At 71.6% G+C, this 15833-nt stretch carries 14 protein-coding genes and 1 pseudogene; 5 read left to right on the top strand and 10 right to left on the bottom strand.

Going from position 1 to position 15833, the window contains the following annotated elements:
- Positions 1 to 14: 14 nt before the first annotated feature.
- Positions 15 to 455: a peptidoglycan-binding protein gene (locus tag AB0N07_RS09610; protein ID WP_365833675.1), complete on the bottom strand. Its 441-nt coding sequence runs from the start codon at positions 453 to 455 to the stop codon at positions 15 to 17.
- A 300-nt stretch (positions 456 to 755) separates the two neighbouring features.
- Between AB0N07_RS09610 and AB0N07_RS09605 the strand changes: the two genes are divergently transcribed.
- Both AB0N07_RS09605 and AB0N07_RS09600 read left to right on the top strand, forming a co-directional pair.
- Complete coding sequence (locus AB0N07_RS09605; protein ID WP_365833674.1) at positions 756 to 1544, top strand: peptidoglycan-binding protein; 789 nt, start codon at positions 756 to 758, stop codon at positions 1542 to 1544.
- On the top strand, positions 1541 to 2371 hold the full coding sequence (locus AB0N07_RS09600; protein ID WP_365833673.1) for a DUF2690 domain-containing protein: 831 nt from the start codon (positions 1541 to 1543) through the stop codon (positions 2369 to 2371). The genes AB0N07_RS09605 and AB0N07_RS09600 overlap by 4 nt, the downstream gene beginning before the upstream one ends.
- On the opposite strand, the gene AB0N07_RS09595 is transcribed toward AB0N07_RS09600, so the two are convergent.
- Positions 2352 to 3230 carry a class I SAM-dependent methyltransferase gene (locus tag AB0N07_RS09595; RefSeq protein ID WP_365833672.1) on the bottom strand — a complete coding sequence of 293 codons (879 nt, stop codon included), beginning with the start codon at positions 3228 to 3230 and terminating at the stop codon, positions 2352 to 2354. The two genes, AB0N07_RS09600 and AB0N07_RS09595, sit on opposite strands and share 20 nt — an antisense overlap.
- 73 nt (positions 3231 to 3303) lie before the next feature.
- Between AB0N07_RS09595 and AB0N07_RS09590 the strand changes: the two genes are divergently transcribed.
- Positions 3304 to 3891 (top strand): TetR family transcriptional regulator, encoded by a 588-nt coding sequence (locus tag AB0N07_RS09590; RefSeq protein ID WP_365833671.1) that lies wholly within the window; start codon positions 3304 to 3306, stop codon positions 3889 to 3891.
- Between the two features lie 45 nt (positions 3892 to 3936).
- Complete coding sequence (locus AB0N07_RS09585) at positions 3937 to 4713, top strand: DUF4253 domain-containing protein (RefSeq protein ID WP_365833670.1); 777 nt, start codon at positions 3937 to 3939, stop codon at positions 4711 to 4713.
- Positions 4714 to 4905: 192 nt separating this feature from the next.
- Here the strand turns inward: AB0N07_RS09585 and AB0N07_RS09580 are convergent, their stop codons facing one another.
- The 4 genes and pseudogenes from AB0N07_RS09580 to hemB all read right to left on the bottom strand — a co-directional run bounded on the left by AB0N07_RS09580 (position 4906) and on the right by hemB (position 8844).
- Positions 4906 to 6132, bottom strand: coding sequence for a PLP-dependent aminotransferase family protein (locus AB0N07_RS09580; RefSeq protein WP_365833669.1), 1227 nt, complete (start codon positions 6130 to 6132; stop codon positions 4906 to 4908).
- 143 nt (positions 6133 to 6275) lie between these two features.
- A pseudogene (locus AB0N07_RS09575) lies at positions 6276 to 6690 on the bottom strand (SAM-dependent methyltransferase); the annotation flags it as partial.
- A 492-nt stretch (positions 6691 to 7182) separates the two neighbouring features.
- Positions 7183 to 7551, bottom strand: coding sequence for a DUF805 domain-containing protein (locus AB0N07_RS09570; RefSeq protein ID WP_365833667.1), 369 nt, complete (start codon positions 7549 to 7551; stop codon positions 7183 to 7185).
- A gap of 300 nt (positions 7552 to 7851) precedes the next feature.
- A complete protein-coding gene (gene hemB / locus AB0N07_RS09565) occupies positions 7852 to 8844 on the bottom strand; it encodes a porphobilinogen synthase (RefSeq protein ID WP_030945597.1) in 993 nt (330 codons plus the stop codon).
- 44 nt (positions 8845 to 8888) lie between these two features.
- Here hemB and AB0N07_RS09560 point away from each other — a divergent pair, with 44 nt between their 5' ends.
- Positions 8889 to 10433 (top strand): FAD-binding oxidoreductase, encoded by a 1545-nt coding sequence (locus AB0N07_RS09560; protein WP_365833665.1) that lies wholly within the window; start codon positions 8889 to 8891, stop codon positions 10431 to 10433.
- A gap of 69 nt (positions 10434 to 10502) precedes the next feature.
- Here AB0N07_RS09560 and AB0N07_RS09555 read toward each other — a convergent pair whose 3' ends face one another.
- The 4 genes from AB0N07_RS09555 to AB0N07_RS09540 are packed head-to-tail and all read right to left on the bottom strand — an operon-like array spanning position 10503 to position 15683.
- Positions 10503 to 12206, bottom strand: coding sequence for a bifunctional uroporphyrinogen-III C-methyltransferase/uroporphyrinogen-III synthase (locus AB0N07_RS09555; protein WP_351462783.1), 1704 nt, complete (start codon positions 12204 to 12206; stop codon positions 10503 to 10505).
- On the bottom strand, positions 12203 to 13162 hold the full coding sequence (gene hemC / locus AB0N07_RS09550) for a hydroxymethylbilane synthase (RefSeq protein ID WP_365833664.1): 960 nt from the start codon (positions 13160 to 13162) through the stop codon (positions 12203 to 12205). Before hemC ends, AB0N07_RS09555 begins: the two co-directional genes overlap by 4 nt.
- Entirely contained in the window at positions 13159 to 14916 is a 1758-nt protein-coding gene (locus tag AB0N07_RS09545) for a glutamyl-tRNA reductase (protein ID WP_365833663.1), read from the bottom strand. The genes hemC and AB0N07_RS09545 overlap by 4 nt, the downstream gene beginning before the upstream one ends.
- The gene (locus AB0N07_RS09540; RefSeq protein ID WP_365833662.1) at positions 14913 to 15683 is read right to left on the bottom strand and encodes a redox-sensing transcriptional repressor Rex; all 771 of its coding nucleotides are present in this window, start codon (positions 15681 to 15683) and stop codon (positions 14913 to 14915) included. The genes AB0N07_RS09545 and AB0N07_RS09540 overlap by 4 nt, the downstream gene beginning before the upstream one ends.
- Between the last annotated feature and the right edge of the window lie 150 nt (positions 15684 to 15833).

Genomic DNA, 15833 nt, shown 5'->3' with positions numbered 1-15833 from the left:
TTCAGGCAAGGAGATCAGATGCCGTCGGCGAACCGCTTGAACGCGGCCCTGGTGCCCGATCCGGCGTCGCCGTCGATCGCGCCGGTGTAGCCCCAGGAGTCCTTCAGCAGGCGCTGCAGTGCCTTGATGGTGTTGGGGCCCGGGTCTCCGTCGATCGTGTCGTTGTAGCCCCAGTAGGTCTGCAGGCAGCGCTGGAACGCCTTCCAGCTGTTGGTGCCGAGCTGTCCGTCGATGCCGTCGTTGTAGCCCCAGTACGTGTGCAGCCAGTTCTGGACGTTCTTGGCCTCCGTGGAGGTCAGGCCGAAGTTGTTCGTCGCCCGGATGGTGACGGTGTGGGCGCTCGTGGCCGACGCCGGCGCGGCGAAGCTGGTGCCGGCGGTGGCCAGGCCGCCGGCGGCGAGTCCGACCACGGCGGCGGCGCTGACGAGTGTCCTGGCCAAGGCGTTCGATCGCATGCTTGTCCCTCTCGGGTCGTGGTGTGTGGTGCCGGGACGAGACTGCGGGGCGGGCGGCGAGGGCCGCCATGGTTGCCGCGGAAGTGACGCCGTGGCGGGACATCCCGCCCTCTGACCTGCGGAGACACGGGGTGGGGCGACGTTGGCGAGGGACGGCTGTCGGCGGGTGGTGGCCGATTGCGTATGGGTGCAGGGCGCAGGTTCCGGTGCGGTCCCGGGGATGCTGGTGCAGAATGCGGCTCGGGGTACAGGGGCCACTGACCACGGCCGCTGTTCATGAACGCGTGGGGGGACCACACCATGTCGCGTTGGAAAGCGCTGCCCGCAGAACTCGATCCGCGCGTACGGCAGTTACTGGTGCGCCTGCGTCGGCTGAAGGACCACAGCGGGCTGAGCGTGCGTCAGCTGGCGGCGCGTACGGGGTACAGCCCGAAGTCGTGGGAGCGGTATCTGGGCGGCCGTTCGCTGCCGCCGCGGGAGGCCGTTGAGGCGCTGGCCCGGATCGGCGGCGACGACCCGACCCGGCTGCTCGCGCTGCACGAGGTCGCCGCCGAGGCCTGGGCGAACCCGCGCGGCGGAACTGCCGTACCGGAGCCGTCAGTCGGCGGAACCGCCGTACCGGAGCCGGAGATCCTGTCGGCGGGGCCCGACGACGGGGGCACGCGGTCGTTGCGCGTCGCGCTGGTCGCGGGGGCGGTGGCCCTGGTGCTGGCGGTGTCGTCGGCGGTGCTGGTGACGATGCGGCTCATGGACCACGACGGCGGCAAGGGGACGGAGGAGACGACGACCACGGTCACCTTGTCCGCGGGGACATCGGCACCGTCGTACACCTGCCGTGTGAAGCAGGTCGACGGCCTTTGGTATGCGGGCAACAGCCTTACGCGGAGCGCCACGGTGGGGTACGGCGACTCCGGGCCGGCGGTGGCCGAGGTGCAGTGTCTGCTGCGCCGGGCGGGTATCTCGCCGGGCGGTATCGACGGCATGTTCGGTCCGCTGACGCAGGGCGCGGTCAAGGCCTTCCAGAGGCAGGCGCGGCTCGACGTGGACGGTGTCGTCGGCCCGCACACCTGGAAGGCCCTGCGGGGATGACCCCGGAACGGGCCCGACTGGCTTCCGCACTACGGGAGTTGAGAACGCGCACCGGTCTGAGCCTGGCGGCTCTCGCGGCGAAGACGGCGTTCAGCAAGTCGTCCTGGGAGCGCTACCTCAACGGCAGGACACTGCCGCCGCGTACGGCGGTGCAGGAACTGTGCCGGCTCGCGGGCGAACCGGACGGCCGGTGTCTGGCGCTGTGGGAGATCGCGGAGTCGGAGTGGAGCGGGCGGGCGACGCAGGCGGATCGGGCGGACACGCCGGCACAGGCGTTGTCCCCGGTCGCGGATCCCCTGCCGCCTCCGGATCCGGTGGAGGTCGGGAAGGGCGGTGGTCACCGGAGAGCGGCAACCGTGGCGGTACTGGCGTCGGTGTGTGCCGTGGCCGTCGGCGGAGTGGCCGTCGCGCTGCTCCTGCTGCCACGCCACGGCGGCGAACCCCGGCCGGCCGCCGCGGCCACGTCCACTCCCGGGCCGCGCTGCCGGGCCTCGTCCTGCGAGGGCAGGAACCCGATCGACATGTACTGCGCCGCGAGACCGGACACCCTCGCCACGCGTCACACGGCCACCGGGGCCTGGCTGGAAGTGCGCTCCAGCAAGGAGTGCGGGACGAGTTGGGCCCGGATGTGGGGCACCCGGGTCGGCGACCGGCTGGAGCTGACGGCGGGCGGCCGGGTCCGCGGCGCCGAGGTCGAGAACACCGTCGACGCGGACAGCTTTGTCTACACGCCGATGACGGTGACCGGGCCCGGAACCGTCCTGCGCACGTGTTTCCGTCCGGCGAAGGGCACGGGGGAGGAGTGCTTCACTTCCGTTTCGCGGTGATGGCCATCGTGGCGTACGGCATGGTGATGCTGCCGCCGCGCGCGTCGATGGCGCTCCCGGCGGCCTCCAGGACCTCGGCGAGCTCCTCTGCCGGGAGCCGCGTGAAGGCCCCCTGGGTGGGCATGACGTCCAGCCAGGCGGCACGGGTGTAGGTGAACTCCCAGTCGTACCGCCACTGTTCGGTTCCACCGAAGCCGTCGGCCGTGCGGATCCCGTCGGCGGTCTTGTCGAGGATGGCCCGGTACGGGACCGCGGCGGGCCGGGTGAGGGCCGCGCGGAAGTCGAACGGCGAGTCGGGCATGACGCGTTCGCAGGCGTCGGCGACGGCTCCGGTCAGGTCGGCCGGGAGCAGGGCCACGTTCCAGAAGACGGACAGCAGTCCGCGGGGCCGCAGGACGCCCGCCGCCTTCGCGGCCCCCGCCACGGGGTCGATCCAGTGCCAGGCGGTCCCGGAGACGACGGCGTCGAACTGCCGCTCCCCCGGCTCCCATTCCTCGAACCTCGCCACGTCCACGGCCACGCCGGTGTCCAGGCGCCGGGCCAGCTCGGCCATACGTGCGTCGGGCTCGACCCCGAGCACTCTGCACCCGGCGGCGGTGAGCTGCCGGGCGGCGATTCCGGTGCCGCAGCCGACGTCGAGGACCTCGGGACCGGGGCTCGCGGCGACGATCCGCGCCATCAGGGCGTCGGGGTAGCGGGGCCGGGCCCGGTCGTAACGCTCGGCGTCGCCGCCGAACGACTCCGCGATGTCCCGCCGCTGATGGGGCTGGTTGTCGGCGGCAGAGGCCGGGGAGGTCGGCAAAGAGGAGGCCGCCGAGGGTGGCGAAGACGGGGACGCCGGGGACGGTAAAGTGGGCATGCGCCCACTATGAGTGGACGCGCGCCCACTCGTCAATGGGCAGGTGCCCACTCTCGCCGGGACAGGAGGCGGTATGCCGACAGGTGTGGCCATCCGCGACCCACGCCAGCAGCTCTTCGACGCCGCCGAGCGCATCCTGCTGCGCGCCGGACCGAACGCCCTGACCAGCAGGGCGGTGACGGCGGAGGCGGGCTGCGCGAAGGGGGTTCTGCACCGGCACTTCGCGGATTTCGACGCGTTCCTGGCCGAGCTGGTGCTGGACCGCATCCGCCGGCTGGCGGGTCTGGGCGCGGCCCTCGGGGAGGCCGCCGGAACAGGCACGGTGGCCGGCAACCTGACCCGGGCGCTGACGGACCTGTTCGACGCGGTGGCGATCGCCGTCGTGGGCCTGGTCATCACCCGGGACGAACTCCGCGCCCGACTGCGCGCGGCCGGTTCCATAGGCATCCCGCTCATGACGGAGGCGTCGGCGATGCTCACGGGCTATCTCGCCGCCGAGCGCGACCTGGGCCGTGTCGCGGCGGACGCGGACGTGGCCCTCCTCGCCGCCACCCTGCTGGGCGCCGCACACCTCCTGTTCGCCGACCGGGAGGCGGGACCGCCGGACGCGGCGGCGGTGTGCAGAACGGTGGCGACGGTCCTCGCGGGCGCGGTGCGGTGACGGCCGCCCGGGGGATTGTCAGTGGGTCCGCCTACAGTCACTGACATGGCGACTCTTCCCAACCCCCTGCCACGTCTCGCGTCCCTCGGCCTCGAACTCCCGCCGGGCGCACTGGTCGACGCCACGGACGACGGGCCGTGGCACGAGCCGTTGCTGTGGCTGGCCGACGGCCGGGCGGCGCCCGGTGCGCGGGCCGCGCTCCAGCAGTCGGCACCGGCCGCGGGGCTGCTCCCGGTGGTCCTCGATGTCGGTGCCGGTCACGGCGGGCCGGAGGAATGGGAGTTGACACCGGGCGAGACGTCGTACCCGGGGGACCACGACGCCGAGGAGGTACTGGAGGATCTCTGGGACGAGTGCGCGGAGGACGGCGCCGACTGGCCCGGTCCGGCCGCCGGCCGGCCCATGGCCGCCGACGCGGACCCCGAGTCCGTCGCCTCCGCCGTCGTGGACTCGCTCCTCGACGGTGGCGGCCCCCTCAAGGACCCCCGCCTGGCCCTCGTCCCCGCCCGCCGCAGCGCCGACATCCCCGCGGCGATCGGCTGGACGGGCCCGGCGAACCACGAGAACGACGTGGCCCGGCTCTGCGCGGTACTCCGCTCCTGGGAGGACCGCTTCGGCATACGGGTCGTGGCGCTCGGGTTCGATCAGCTGACGGTGTCCGTCGCCGCGCCGCCCGCCGCCCTCGCCGAGGCGGAGGCCGTCGCCGCCGAGCACTTCGCGTTCTGCCCGGACAACCTGCTGCAGGGCGCGGACACCACTCTGGCCGCCTATGCCGAACACCAGCTGCTGAACCAGCCGGTGTGGCACTTCTGGTGGGACTGAAGGTCCGCCGCGGCCGGTCCGGTGGTGGGCGCACCGGCCTCGACCGCGGCGTAGTGGCTGACTTCAGAGGCCGAGAGCGTGGTGCAGGAGGAGAGCCACACCGGTGAGCAGAGCAGCGAGAACCATTTGAGACCTCCGTGTACGAAATGTGACGTTTCTGCCGTTCTCAATAACGTCACATTCCCACCCGCGTTACGGGCGTGATCCAAACGGGAGGCCCTGGCCCCTCAGCGCCTCCCCCAGCCTCCTGAGTCCCTCCCCGATTTCCTCCGGCGTCTGCGTCACGAAGCACAGCCGCAGGGTGGAGCGGTCGGGGTCGCCGGCGTAGAAGGGTGCGCCGGGGACGTACGCCACGTCGTGCCGCACCACCTGCGGCAGCAGCGCGGTGGTGTCGTACGGCTCCGGGAGGCGGGCCCAGAGGAACATGCCGCCCTCGGGCCGGGCCCAGGACGAGCCCTCGGGGAGCGCCTCGGCGAGTCCGGCGAGCATGGCGTCCCGGCGCTCGCGGTAGACGCCCGCGACCCGCGCCACATGGGCGTCCAGGTCGCGGTCCGCCAGGTACCGTGCCGCCGCCAGCTGGTTGAGGGTCGGGGTGTGCAGGTCGGCGGCCTGCTTGGCGACGACACAGGCGCGCCGCAGCTCCCTGGGCGCCCGCAGCCAGCCGAGCCTGAGGCCCGGCGCCATGACCTTGGAGAAGGAGCCGAGCAGCACGGTCCGGTCCGCCGCCTCCTCGTACGAGGCGATCCACGGCACCCGCTCGCCCTCGAAGCGGAGTTCGCCGTAGGGGTCGTCCTCGACGATCCAAAGCCCCTGGCGGGCGGCCACGGCCACGACGGCGGCCCGGCGGTCGGCCGGCGTGGTGCGGCCGGTCGGGTTCTGGAACGTCGGCACGGTGTACAGCAGCTTGGGCCGCTCCCGCACCACCAGTTCCTCCAGGGCGTCGGGGTCGACGCCGTCGCCGTCTCCGGGCACGGCCACCACCCGCGCGCCCGCGAACGCGAAGACCTGAAGTGCCGCCAGATAACAGGGGCTTTCGACGAGGACGGCGTCCCCGGGCTCCAGCAGCGCCGTGGCCAGCAGGGACAGCGCCTGCTGCGAGCCGGTGGTGACGAGGATGTCGTCGGCGTCCGTGGGCAGCCCGCGGGCCGCCGTCCGAGCGGCGAGGGCGCCCCGCAGCGTCGGCTCGCCCTCCGTCGTGGAGTACTGCAGGGCCTGCGCTGATGCCTGCGCGAGCACCGACCCGAAGGCCTCCGCGACCCCCTGCGCGTCGAACAGCTCCGGCGCCGGCAGCCCGCCCGCGAAGTTGATCACCTCGGGGCGGGCGGTGACGGCGAGGATGTCCCGTACCGGCGAACCGCCGATCGACCGGGCCCGCGCGGCGAGCGGCGGGACGGGGGCAAAGGCGGGTGCGACGGTCATGGCGCGGCTCCTTCGGCTGCGGTGACGGCGGCTCGTGACCGCAGCCTAGGGATGTACGTGCTGTCTACAAGCAGGTTTCCGCGATACGGACGGACCGCCCCTCGGGCCTTGTTGCCGATCGCCGCGTACACGTTGATGTCGGCGTACCGGACCTTCTCGATGTCGTCGAGCGCCGCCAGGTAGGAGACGCCGGCTCCAGCGCGCTCCGCGTGCTGCCGGACGGGCAGTGCGTCGACGAGTTCGCGCACGATCGGGTACGCCTCCTCGCCCTCGACGAAGTGCAGAAGCGCGACGAGGCAGAGCGCGACCGGCCGGTCGAAGTCGAGGGTCTTCGCAGCCTGTTCGAGGATCTGCGCCGGGTTTCTGAAGTCGGCGCCGATGTAGTCGGTACGGCCCTCGGGCCCGCCGGTGAGCAGGGCACGGCGCAGGAAGTCGCGGTTGTGCCGTACGTCGAGGTAGCCGCGCGGGTTGGCGGCGAGCGCGGCGGCGGGCGCCGCCCGGTGGTGTCGATCCTCTTCTCAGCTCGGCGGGATCCTGGCTGAGGGCGTCACCGGGCATGGGCGTCTCCCGGGAGACGAGGCGGCCGTTCAAGAGACAAGGACCGAACGCCGACAACCTGGCCGTCGGTGGCACTTGCCGTGACCCGCGCCGTGATCTCACAGGTCCCGGCCCCCGGACGCGTCCCGTACCGAGCCCTTGGGACGCGTCATCCCTGCAGGTCAGAGGCCATTCCCTGGCTTCGGCGTCCCGAATCGTCCGCAGACTGTGGCGCGCGGAGCCGATCACCGCTCAGGCTGGAATCCCCAGCCCACCGCCCATGGAAGGCGCCTACCGCCATGCCCGCCCGAGCCCGTCGCACCCGCCTTTTCGCCGCCACCGCCCTGGTACTCGCCGCGTTCGCGCTGACGGGGTGCAGGGACGGGAAGGGCCTCGAGGACGAGGGCCCGGCAACGACCCACTCCCTGCACGCTCCCGCCGGGCACGCTCCCGCCGTACGGGACGCGAAGAGGCCGCCCGGTCGTGAACCGGGCGGCCTCCATGCTCAGAGGATCAGGCGTGGGCCAGAACCGCTTCCTTCGGGTTCGGGCCGTACTTGTTCTCGCCGGGCTGGCTGTCGGAGCACTGGAAGACCAGCAGCGTGATACCGCCGACGAGCGGGACGAGCCCGAAGAGGATCCACCAGCCGGAGCGGCCGGTGTCGTGCAGACGGCGAATGCTGACGGCCAGGCTGGGCAGCAGGATGCCGAGGTAGAACACGCCGATCAGGGCGAAGACGGCCGTGCTCTTGGACGCGACGGCCAGGACCAGCAGAACCACGTAGATGATTCCGATGAACAGCGCGAAGTTCCAGTACTCCTTGCGGCGCGCGCGCCCGCTGAACACCGCGTACTTCTTCAGCGCCTCGATGAACCAGCTCATGTGTGTCCCCCAGGGATCGGCGTTCGGACCATCCGGAACGGATCAGGCCAGGCGAGAAGGTAAGGACACTGACGAGAACTCGTCAATTCGGCGTGTACAGCACAAGGGTTGAGCGCTTTTCGGACAGATCCACCGCGAATCGGCCCCGGACCCGCCGCTGATCACGGGGAATGGCGGGCAACCGCAGGGCGGGAGGCTCCAGTTCACGGATCCGAGTCGCTTCCGTTGCCGAACCGAGTGCATTCCGAGGCCGGCCAGTGGCCGATTCGAGGCCTGACGTATCCCCATCCGTAGCGCGAATCAGCGCAACTTTTCCGCCACTTCGGTCGCCCAGTACGTGAGGATGTTCTGCGCGCCCGCCCGCTTGATGCCGGTCAGCGTCTCCAGGATCGCCCGGTCGCGGTCGATCCAGCCCTTCTCGGCGGCGGCCTCGATCATCGAGTACTCGCCGGAGATCTGGTAGGCGGCGACCGGCACGTCCACCGCGTCCGCGACCCGCGCGAGGATGTCGAGGAACGGTCCGGCCGGCTTCACCATCACCATGTCGGCGCCCTCTTCGAGGTCGAGCGCCAACTCCCGCAGCGACTCACGCACATTGGCGGGATCCTGCTGATACGTCTTCCGGTCCCCCTTCAGGGAGGAGCCGACGGCCTCCCGGAACGGCCCGTAGAACGCGGACGCGTACTTCACCGTGTAGGCGAGGATCGCGACGTCCTCCCGCCCGATCTGGTCGAGCGCGTCACGGATGACCCCGATCTGGCCGTCCATCATCCCGCTGGGCCCCACCACATGGGCGCCCGCGTCGGCCTGGACCTGCGCCATCTCGGCGTACCGCTCGAGCGTGGCGTCGTTGTCGACGCGCCCCTCCGCGTCCAGCACCCCGCAGTGACCGTGATCGGTCGTCTCGTCGAGACAGAGATCGGACATGACCAGGAGATCGTCCCCGACCTCGGCCCGCACATCACGGATCGCGACCTGCAGAATCCCGTCCGGGTCGGTCCCCGGCGTCCCGAGGGCGTCCTTCTTCTCCTCCTCCGGCACGCCGAACAGCATGATCCCGGAGACCCCGGCGGCCACCGCCTCGGCGGCCGCCTTCTTCAGGCTGTCGCGCGTGTGCTGGACGACACCGGGCATGGCGGAGATCGGCACGGGCTCGGAGACGCCCTCGCGCACGAAGGCGGGGAGGATGAAGTCCGCCGGGTGCAGCCGGGTCTCAGCGACCATGCGCCGCATGACGGGGGTGGTCCGCAGCCGCCGCGGCCGCGTGCCGGGGAAGGATCCGTACTTCGTCATGCCACCTACGCTACGCCCGGCTCACAGGCACCTTTGCCGACGGTATGTCGGGCCTGCGCGGCCGCTCGCACCTCGCGATGCGCCCCGCATCCACCGGGTCCATCCTGAAGAACAGCAAGGAGAAGGACCGGGTCCCCGTCCCCTCGCCGCGCACGGCTGCTGCCTGCGCGAAGGAGGAGGACGAGATGACCGCCACCCACCACACCCCGCGTCAGGCCCCGGACCTGTTCGCCCTGCCCGAGATCCACGGCCCGGTCCTGCGCCCCGGCGACGACGCCTATGTGGCCGAGGTCACCGGCTTCAACCTGTCGGCCTTCCACAATCCTGACACCGTGGTCGGAGCGGCAGGCGTCGACGACATCGTGGCGGCGATGCGCTGGGCCGCGGCCACCGAGACGCCGGTGGCGGTCCAGGCCACCGGCCACGGCGCGAACTTCCCGATCGACGGCGGCCTGCTCATCAGCACCACCCGCATGACCGACGTGACGATCGACCGGGCCGAACGCACGGCAACGGTCGCTGCCGGCGCGAGATGGCGCGACGTCCTGGAGGCGGCCGCCCCGTACGGCCTCGCCCCGCTCAACGGGTCGTCCTCGGACGCGGGCGTCGTCGGCTACACCCTGGGCGGCGGTCTGCCCGTCCTCGGCCGGGCCTACGGCTACGCGGCCGACCGGGTCCGCTCCTTCCAGGTCGTCACGCCGGACGCAATCCTGCGCACGGTGACCGCCGACACCGAACCGGACCTCTTCTGGGCCCTGCGCGGCGGCAAGGGAAACGTGGGCGTGGTCACCGAGCTGACCTTCGAACTGCTCCCGCTGCCCTCGGTCCTCGGCGGCGGCATCTACTTCCCCGGCGAACACGCGGAGGCGGTCCTGCGCACCTGGACCGACTGGACGACCACCCTGCCCACCGAGATGTGCAGCGCGTACACGATCCTGCGCCTGCCACCGCTCCCGCAGATCCCCGAGCCCCTGCGCGGCGGCTTCTGGGCCCGCGTCGCCCTCGCCTGGACCGGCGACGCGAAGGAGGGCGAGAGCCTCTTGGCCCCCATCCGCGCCGCCGCGCCCGTCGTCATCGACACGGTGGAGGACATGCCGTACGCCGCCATGGACCGCATCTACCTGGACCCGCACGACCCGCTCCCCGCCCGCGAGGCCTGCACCCTGCTCAGGGCGCTGCCCCCGGACGCGCAGACGGCGTTCCTGGACCAGGCGGGCCCGGCCGTCCCGGACCTCCCGCTGCAGCTGATCGAACTCCGCCACATGGGCGGCGAACTCTCCCGCCCGGCCCCCGTCGAGGACGCCATCTGCGCCCGCGACGCCGGCTACCTCCTGGAAACGGTCGGCGTCCTGCCCGACCCCGACACCGCAGCAGCCGTGGAATCAGCCACCATGGCCCTCCACAACGCCATGTCCCCGTGGAGCACCGGCCACACCATGATCAACCTCCATGGCCGCCCGGGCGATGAAAAGGACCGGGCGCGCGCCTGGACGGACGAGGTGTACACCCGCCTGAGCAGAACGAAGGAGCACTACGACCCGGCCAACCTGCTGCGCTTCGGGCACACGGCGACCTCACAACCTGCGTGACGAGGCCCCTTCAGGGCCGAGGTGGAGGTCTGGGAGTGCGCGCCCCAGGGACGCTCACCCCCACATCGCTCAGGTCGTACGACGACGCCGAGCCCCCGGCCTCCGCTCACTCGGCCGGGTAACCGCATCCCCGGCCTCCAGCGCGGCAGCGCGCCGCCGCAGCCCGAAATCGGCAAGCGCCTCAGCCAACTTGTGCACAGAAGGCTCCGGAGCCATCACATCCACCCGCAGCCCATGCTCCTCAGCGGTCTTGGCGGTGGCCGGCCCGATACACGCGATCACGGTCACGTTGTGCGGCTTCCCGGCGATCCCCACCAGGTTCCGCACGGTGGACGACGAAGTGAACAGCACCGCGTCGAAGCCACCTCCCTTGATCGCTTCCCGCGTCTCCGCCGGCGGCGGCGAGGCCCGCACGGTCCGGTAGGCCGTGACGTCGTCGACCTCCCAGCCGAGCTCGATCAGCCCCGCGACCAGGGTCTCCGTGGCGATGTCCGCCCGCGGCAGGAACACCCGGTCGATCGGGTCGAAAACAGGGTCGTACGGCGGCCAGTCCTCAAGAAGCCCCGCAGCCGACTGCTCCCCACTCGGCACCAGATCCGGCTTCACGCCGAAGGCAACCAGCGCCTTCGCGGTCTGCTCCCCCACCGCGGCGACCTTGATCCCCGCGAACGCCCGGGCATCGAGCCCGTACTCCTCGAACTTCTCCCGGACCGCCTTCACCGCGTTGACGGAGGTGAACGCGATCCACTCGTACCGCCCGGTGACGAGCCCCTTCACGGCCCGCTCCATCTGCTGGGGCGTGCGCGGCGGCTCGACGGCGATGGTCGGCACCTCGTGCGGTACGGCCCCGTAGGACCGCAGTTGGTCGGAGAGCGAAGCCGCCTGCTCCTTCGTACGCGGCACGAGGACCTTCCAGCCGAACAGCGGCTTGGACTCGAACCACGACAACCGGTCGCGCTGGGCGGCGGCGGAACGCTCGCCGACCACGGCTATCACCGGCCGCCCGCCCTCGGGCGAGGGCAGCACCTTGGCCTGCTTCAGCGTCTGGGCGATGGTCCCCAGCGTGGCCGTCCAGGTCCGCTGACGCGTGGTCGTACCGGCCACCGTCACGGTGATCGGCGTGTCCGGCTTACGGCCGGCCGACACCAGCTCGCCCGCGGCCGCGCCCACGGAGTCGAGGGTCGTCGACACGACCACCGTCCCGTCGGAGACGCCCACCTCCGTCCAGCAGCGGTCCGAGGCGGTACGGGCGTCCACGAACCGCACGTCCGCACCCTGGGCGTCGCGCAGCGGAACACCGGCGTACGCGGGCACGCCGACGGCCGCGGCGACACCGGGCACGACCTCGAAGGGCACGCCCGCGGCGGCGCAGGCGAGCATCTCCTCGGCGGCGTACGCGTCGAGTCCGGGGTCACCGGACACCGCACGGACGACCCGCCTGCCGCCCCGCGTGGCCTCCATGACAAGATGTGCGGCATCCCGTACCGCGGGGACCCCAGCGGTTGTTGACGAACTGTCAACAACCGCGAGCTGAGGTGTGCCCGTGCCCGGAAGCGGGTCCGAGGAAGGACCCCCGTCCGTGTGCACCTCGGCGACGCCTTGTCTGGCGTGCTGACGCACCACGTCGAGCACGTCGTGCTCGGCGACGAGGACGTCCGCGTTCGCCAGCGCCTCCACGGCGCGCAGAGTCAGCAGTCCCGGATCCCCGGGTCCGGCACCGAGGAAGGTGACGTGCCCGTGTTCAAGGCCGGCGGGAAGGGTGGTGGGGCTCAATGTGCTCGCTCCCCCATCAGACCGGCCGCGCCCTGGGCAAGCATCTCGGCAGCGAGTTCACGGCCGAGCGCCATTGCTTGGTCGTACGTCTCGGGCACGGGACCGGTGGTGGACAGCTGCACCGTGCGGGAGCCGTCGGTGGTACCGACGACGCCCCGCAGGCGCATTTCCTTGACAATCTGCCCGTCGGCCAGCAGGTCGGCCAGCGCGCCCACAGGGGCGCTGCAGCCGGCCTCCAGGGCGGCGAGCAGTGACCGCTCGGCGGTCACGGCGGCCCGGGTGAACGGGTCGTCGAGCTCTCCGAGCGCGGCGATCAGGTCCGCGTGGTCCGCGGCACACTCGATCGCCAGTGCCCCCTGGCCGGGGGCGGGCAGAACGGTGTCGACCGACAGGAAGTCGGTCACTTCATCGCTACGGCCTATTCGGTTGAGGCCGGCGGCGGCGAGGACCACGGCGTCCAGCTCACCGTCCCGCACGTACCCGATCCGGGTATCCACGTTCCCCCGTATCGGGACCGTCTCGATGTCCAGCCCGTGGCTGCGCGCGTACGCGTTCAGCTGCGCCATGCGACGCGGCGAACCCGTACCGATGCGCGCCCCGCGCGGCAGGTCGGTGAACTTCAGCGTGTCCCGGGCGACGATCACGTCACGCGGGTCCTCGCGCACCGGGACGGCGGCGAGCGCCAGCTCCTCGGGCTGCGCGGTGGGCAGGTCCTTGAGCGAATGAACCGCGAAGTCGACCTCACCCCGCAGCAGTGCGTCGCGCAGCGCCGTGACGAACACACCCGTGCCGCCGATCTGCGCGAGGTGCTCGCGGGAGGTGTCGCCGTAGGTGGTGATCTCGACGAGCTCGACGGGCCGTCCGGTCACCTGGCTCACGGCGTCCGCCACCTGCCCGGACTGGGCCATGGCGAGTCTGCTTCGCCTCGTCCCCAGTCTCAATGCCTTGCTACTCATGCCGGCCCTCGGTTCTTGCTGTTCTCAGATTCATCGTCGGCGCCCTCGGCCCGGGAGACGGCGGCCACCGCTTCCTGGTCGAGGTCGAACAGGGTCCTCAGGGCATCTGCGTACCCTGCTCCGCCCGGTTCGGCCGCGAGCTGCTTGACTCGTACGGTCGGCGCGTGCAGCAGCTTGTCGACGACGCGCTTGACGGTCTGGGTGATCTCACTGCGGTGCTTGTCGTCGAGCCCGGGCAGCCGCCCCTCCAGCCGCGCGATCTCATTGGCGACGACATCGGCGGCCATGGTGCGCAGGGCCACCACGGTGGGGGTGATGTGCGCGGCCCTGAGCGCCGCCCCGAACGTCGCGACCTCGTCCGCGACGATACGGCGGACCTGGTCGACGTCGGCCGCCATCGGAGCGTCCGCGGAGGCCTCGGCGAGCGACTCGATGTCGACGAGCCGCACTCCGGCCAGCCGGTGCACTGCCGCGTCGATGTCGCGGGGCATCGCCAGGTCGAGGAGGAACAGCACGGGCGCGGGCCGCGGAGCCTCGACGACCGGCTCGGCCTTGCGGCGCTCCGGAATCCGCCCGACCGTGGCCACGGTGGCGGCAAGCGCAGTGATCAGCTCGGCATCGGCCTCGGGCGCCCGCCGGGCCGCCTCACGCCGGTCGACGTCGCCGTTGTCCACCCAGACGGCATGCTGCTCCAGGGTGGCCGCATCCATCCCGGCGACGGCAGCCTCCCCCATGACGGAGAAGCCTTGCTGCACGGCGGGGAGGTCGAGCGGACAGCTCTCTTCATCCACGGAGCCTGCGGGCAGTCGTGCCGCATGGGCGGCACCCGACCCAAAGGCAGGCGGCACCCCGTCACCGCCGGGCTGCGCGACCGCCCCCGCGTCGGCACCAGCGTCCGGCAACCCGTCAGCCACACGGCCCTGCACCGCCGTAGCAACCGCGCCGGCGGACAGCACCAACCCAGTCGCCCCGGTACAAGACACCACAACATCGGCACGTGTCAGCTCACCCGACACCGCACCCATCGGCACCGCACGGGCCAGCAATCCCTGCTCAGCACCGTCGTTCAAGATCTCGGCGAGCCGCTCGGCCCGCTCGCCCGTCCGGTTGGCGATCACGATCTCGCCGACCCCGGCCCTCGCGAGCGTCGCAGCAGCCAGCGAGGACATCGACCCCGCCCCGATGACCAGCGCCTTCTTCCCCCGGGCCCACCCCTGCACATCCGCCCCGGACGCCAGCTGCTCCAGCCCGAAGGTGACCAGCGACTGCCCGGCCCGGTCGATCCCGGTCTCGGAGTGGGCGCGCTTGCCGACCCGCAGGGCCTGCTGGAACAGATCGTTCAGCAGCCGTCCGGCGCTGTGCAGGTCCTGAGCCTTGGCCAGCGAGTCCTTGATCTGCCCGAGGATCTGCCCTTCCCCCACGACCATGGAGTCGAGCCCGCAGGCCACCGAGAACAGATGGTGAACGGCCCGGTCCTCGTAGTGGACGTACAGATAGGGCGTGAGCTCGTCCAGCCCCACCCCGCTGTGCTGGGCGAGCAGAGTGGACAGCTCGGCGACACCGGCGTGGAACTTGTCGACGTCGGCGTAGAGCTCGATGCGGTTGCAGGTCGCGAGCACCGCGGCCTCGGTGGCGGGCTCCGCGGCGATCGTGTCCTGCACCAGCTTGACCTGGGCGTCCGCGCTCAGCGCGGCCCGCTCCAGGACGCTGACAGGGGCGCTGCGGTGACTCAGCCCGACGACGAGGAGACTCATGCCGGCATCACGGCGGGTACGTCCCCGTCGGGCCCCTGCTCGGCGGACTCCTGGCGGGCTGCGGCGACGGGCCCCGAGCCGTCGGGGCCCGCTGCCTCGGCCTCCTCGCCGGCCTTGCGCTGCTCGTGGAAGGCGAGGATCTGCAGCTCGATCGACAGATCCACCTTCCGCACGTCCACGCCGTCCGGGACGGTCAGCACGGTCGGCGCGAAGTTCAGAATGGAGGTGACCCCGGCGGCCACGAGCCGGTCGCAGACCTGCTGGGCGGCACCGGCGGGAGTGGCGATGACGCCGATGGACACCCCGTTGTCCTCGATGATCTTTTCCAGGTCATCGGTGTGCTGCACGGGAATCCCCGCGACAGGCTTGCCCGCCATGGCCGGATCGGCGTCTATGAGGGCCGCGACCCGGAAACCACGGGAGGCGAACCCGCCGTAGTTGGCCAGGGCGGCGCCGAGGTTGCCGATACCGACGATCACAACCGGCCAGTCCTGGGTGAGCCCCAGCTCACGCGAGATCTGGTAGACGAGATACTCGACGTCGTAGCCGACACCGCGCGTTCCGTACGAGCCCAGGTAGGAGAAGTCCTTGCGCAGCTTGGCGGAGTTGACCCCCGCCGCGGCCGCGAGCTCCTCGGAGGAGACCGTGGGTACCGAGCGCTCCGACAGTGCGGTCAGGGCGCGGAGGTACAGCGGAAGCCTGGCGACGGTGGCCTCGGGAATCCCTCGGCTACGGGTCGCCGGTCGGTGAGTTCGGCCAGTTGCCACGGTGCTCCTGCGGGTAGAGCGGGGCTGCAGGCGGTCACACGTACCCAGACCGCCCCGTCGACAGCAGGCTATGTCTTTGTGAACGCGTGCACAAAGATGGTGTCCGATTTGCCCGGCCAACGTGACCGGGGTCACGCGCCCCCGGCGCGC

The sequence above is a fragment of the Streptomyces sp. NPDC051172 genome (assembly GCF_040682555.1).
GTDB lineage: Bacteria > Actinomycetota > Actinomycetes > Streptomycetales > Streptomycetaceae > Streptomyces.
This window is presented reverse-complemented; position numbering and strand designations above follow the sequence as displayed.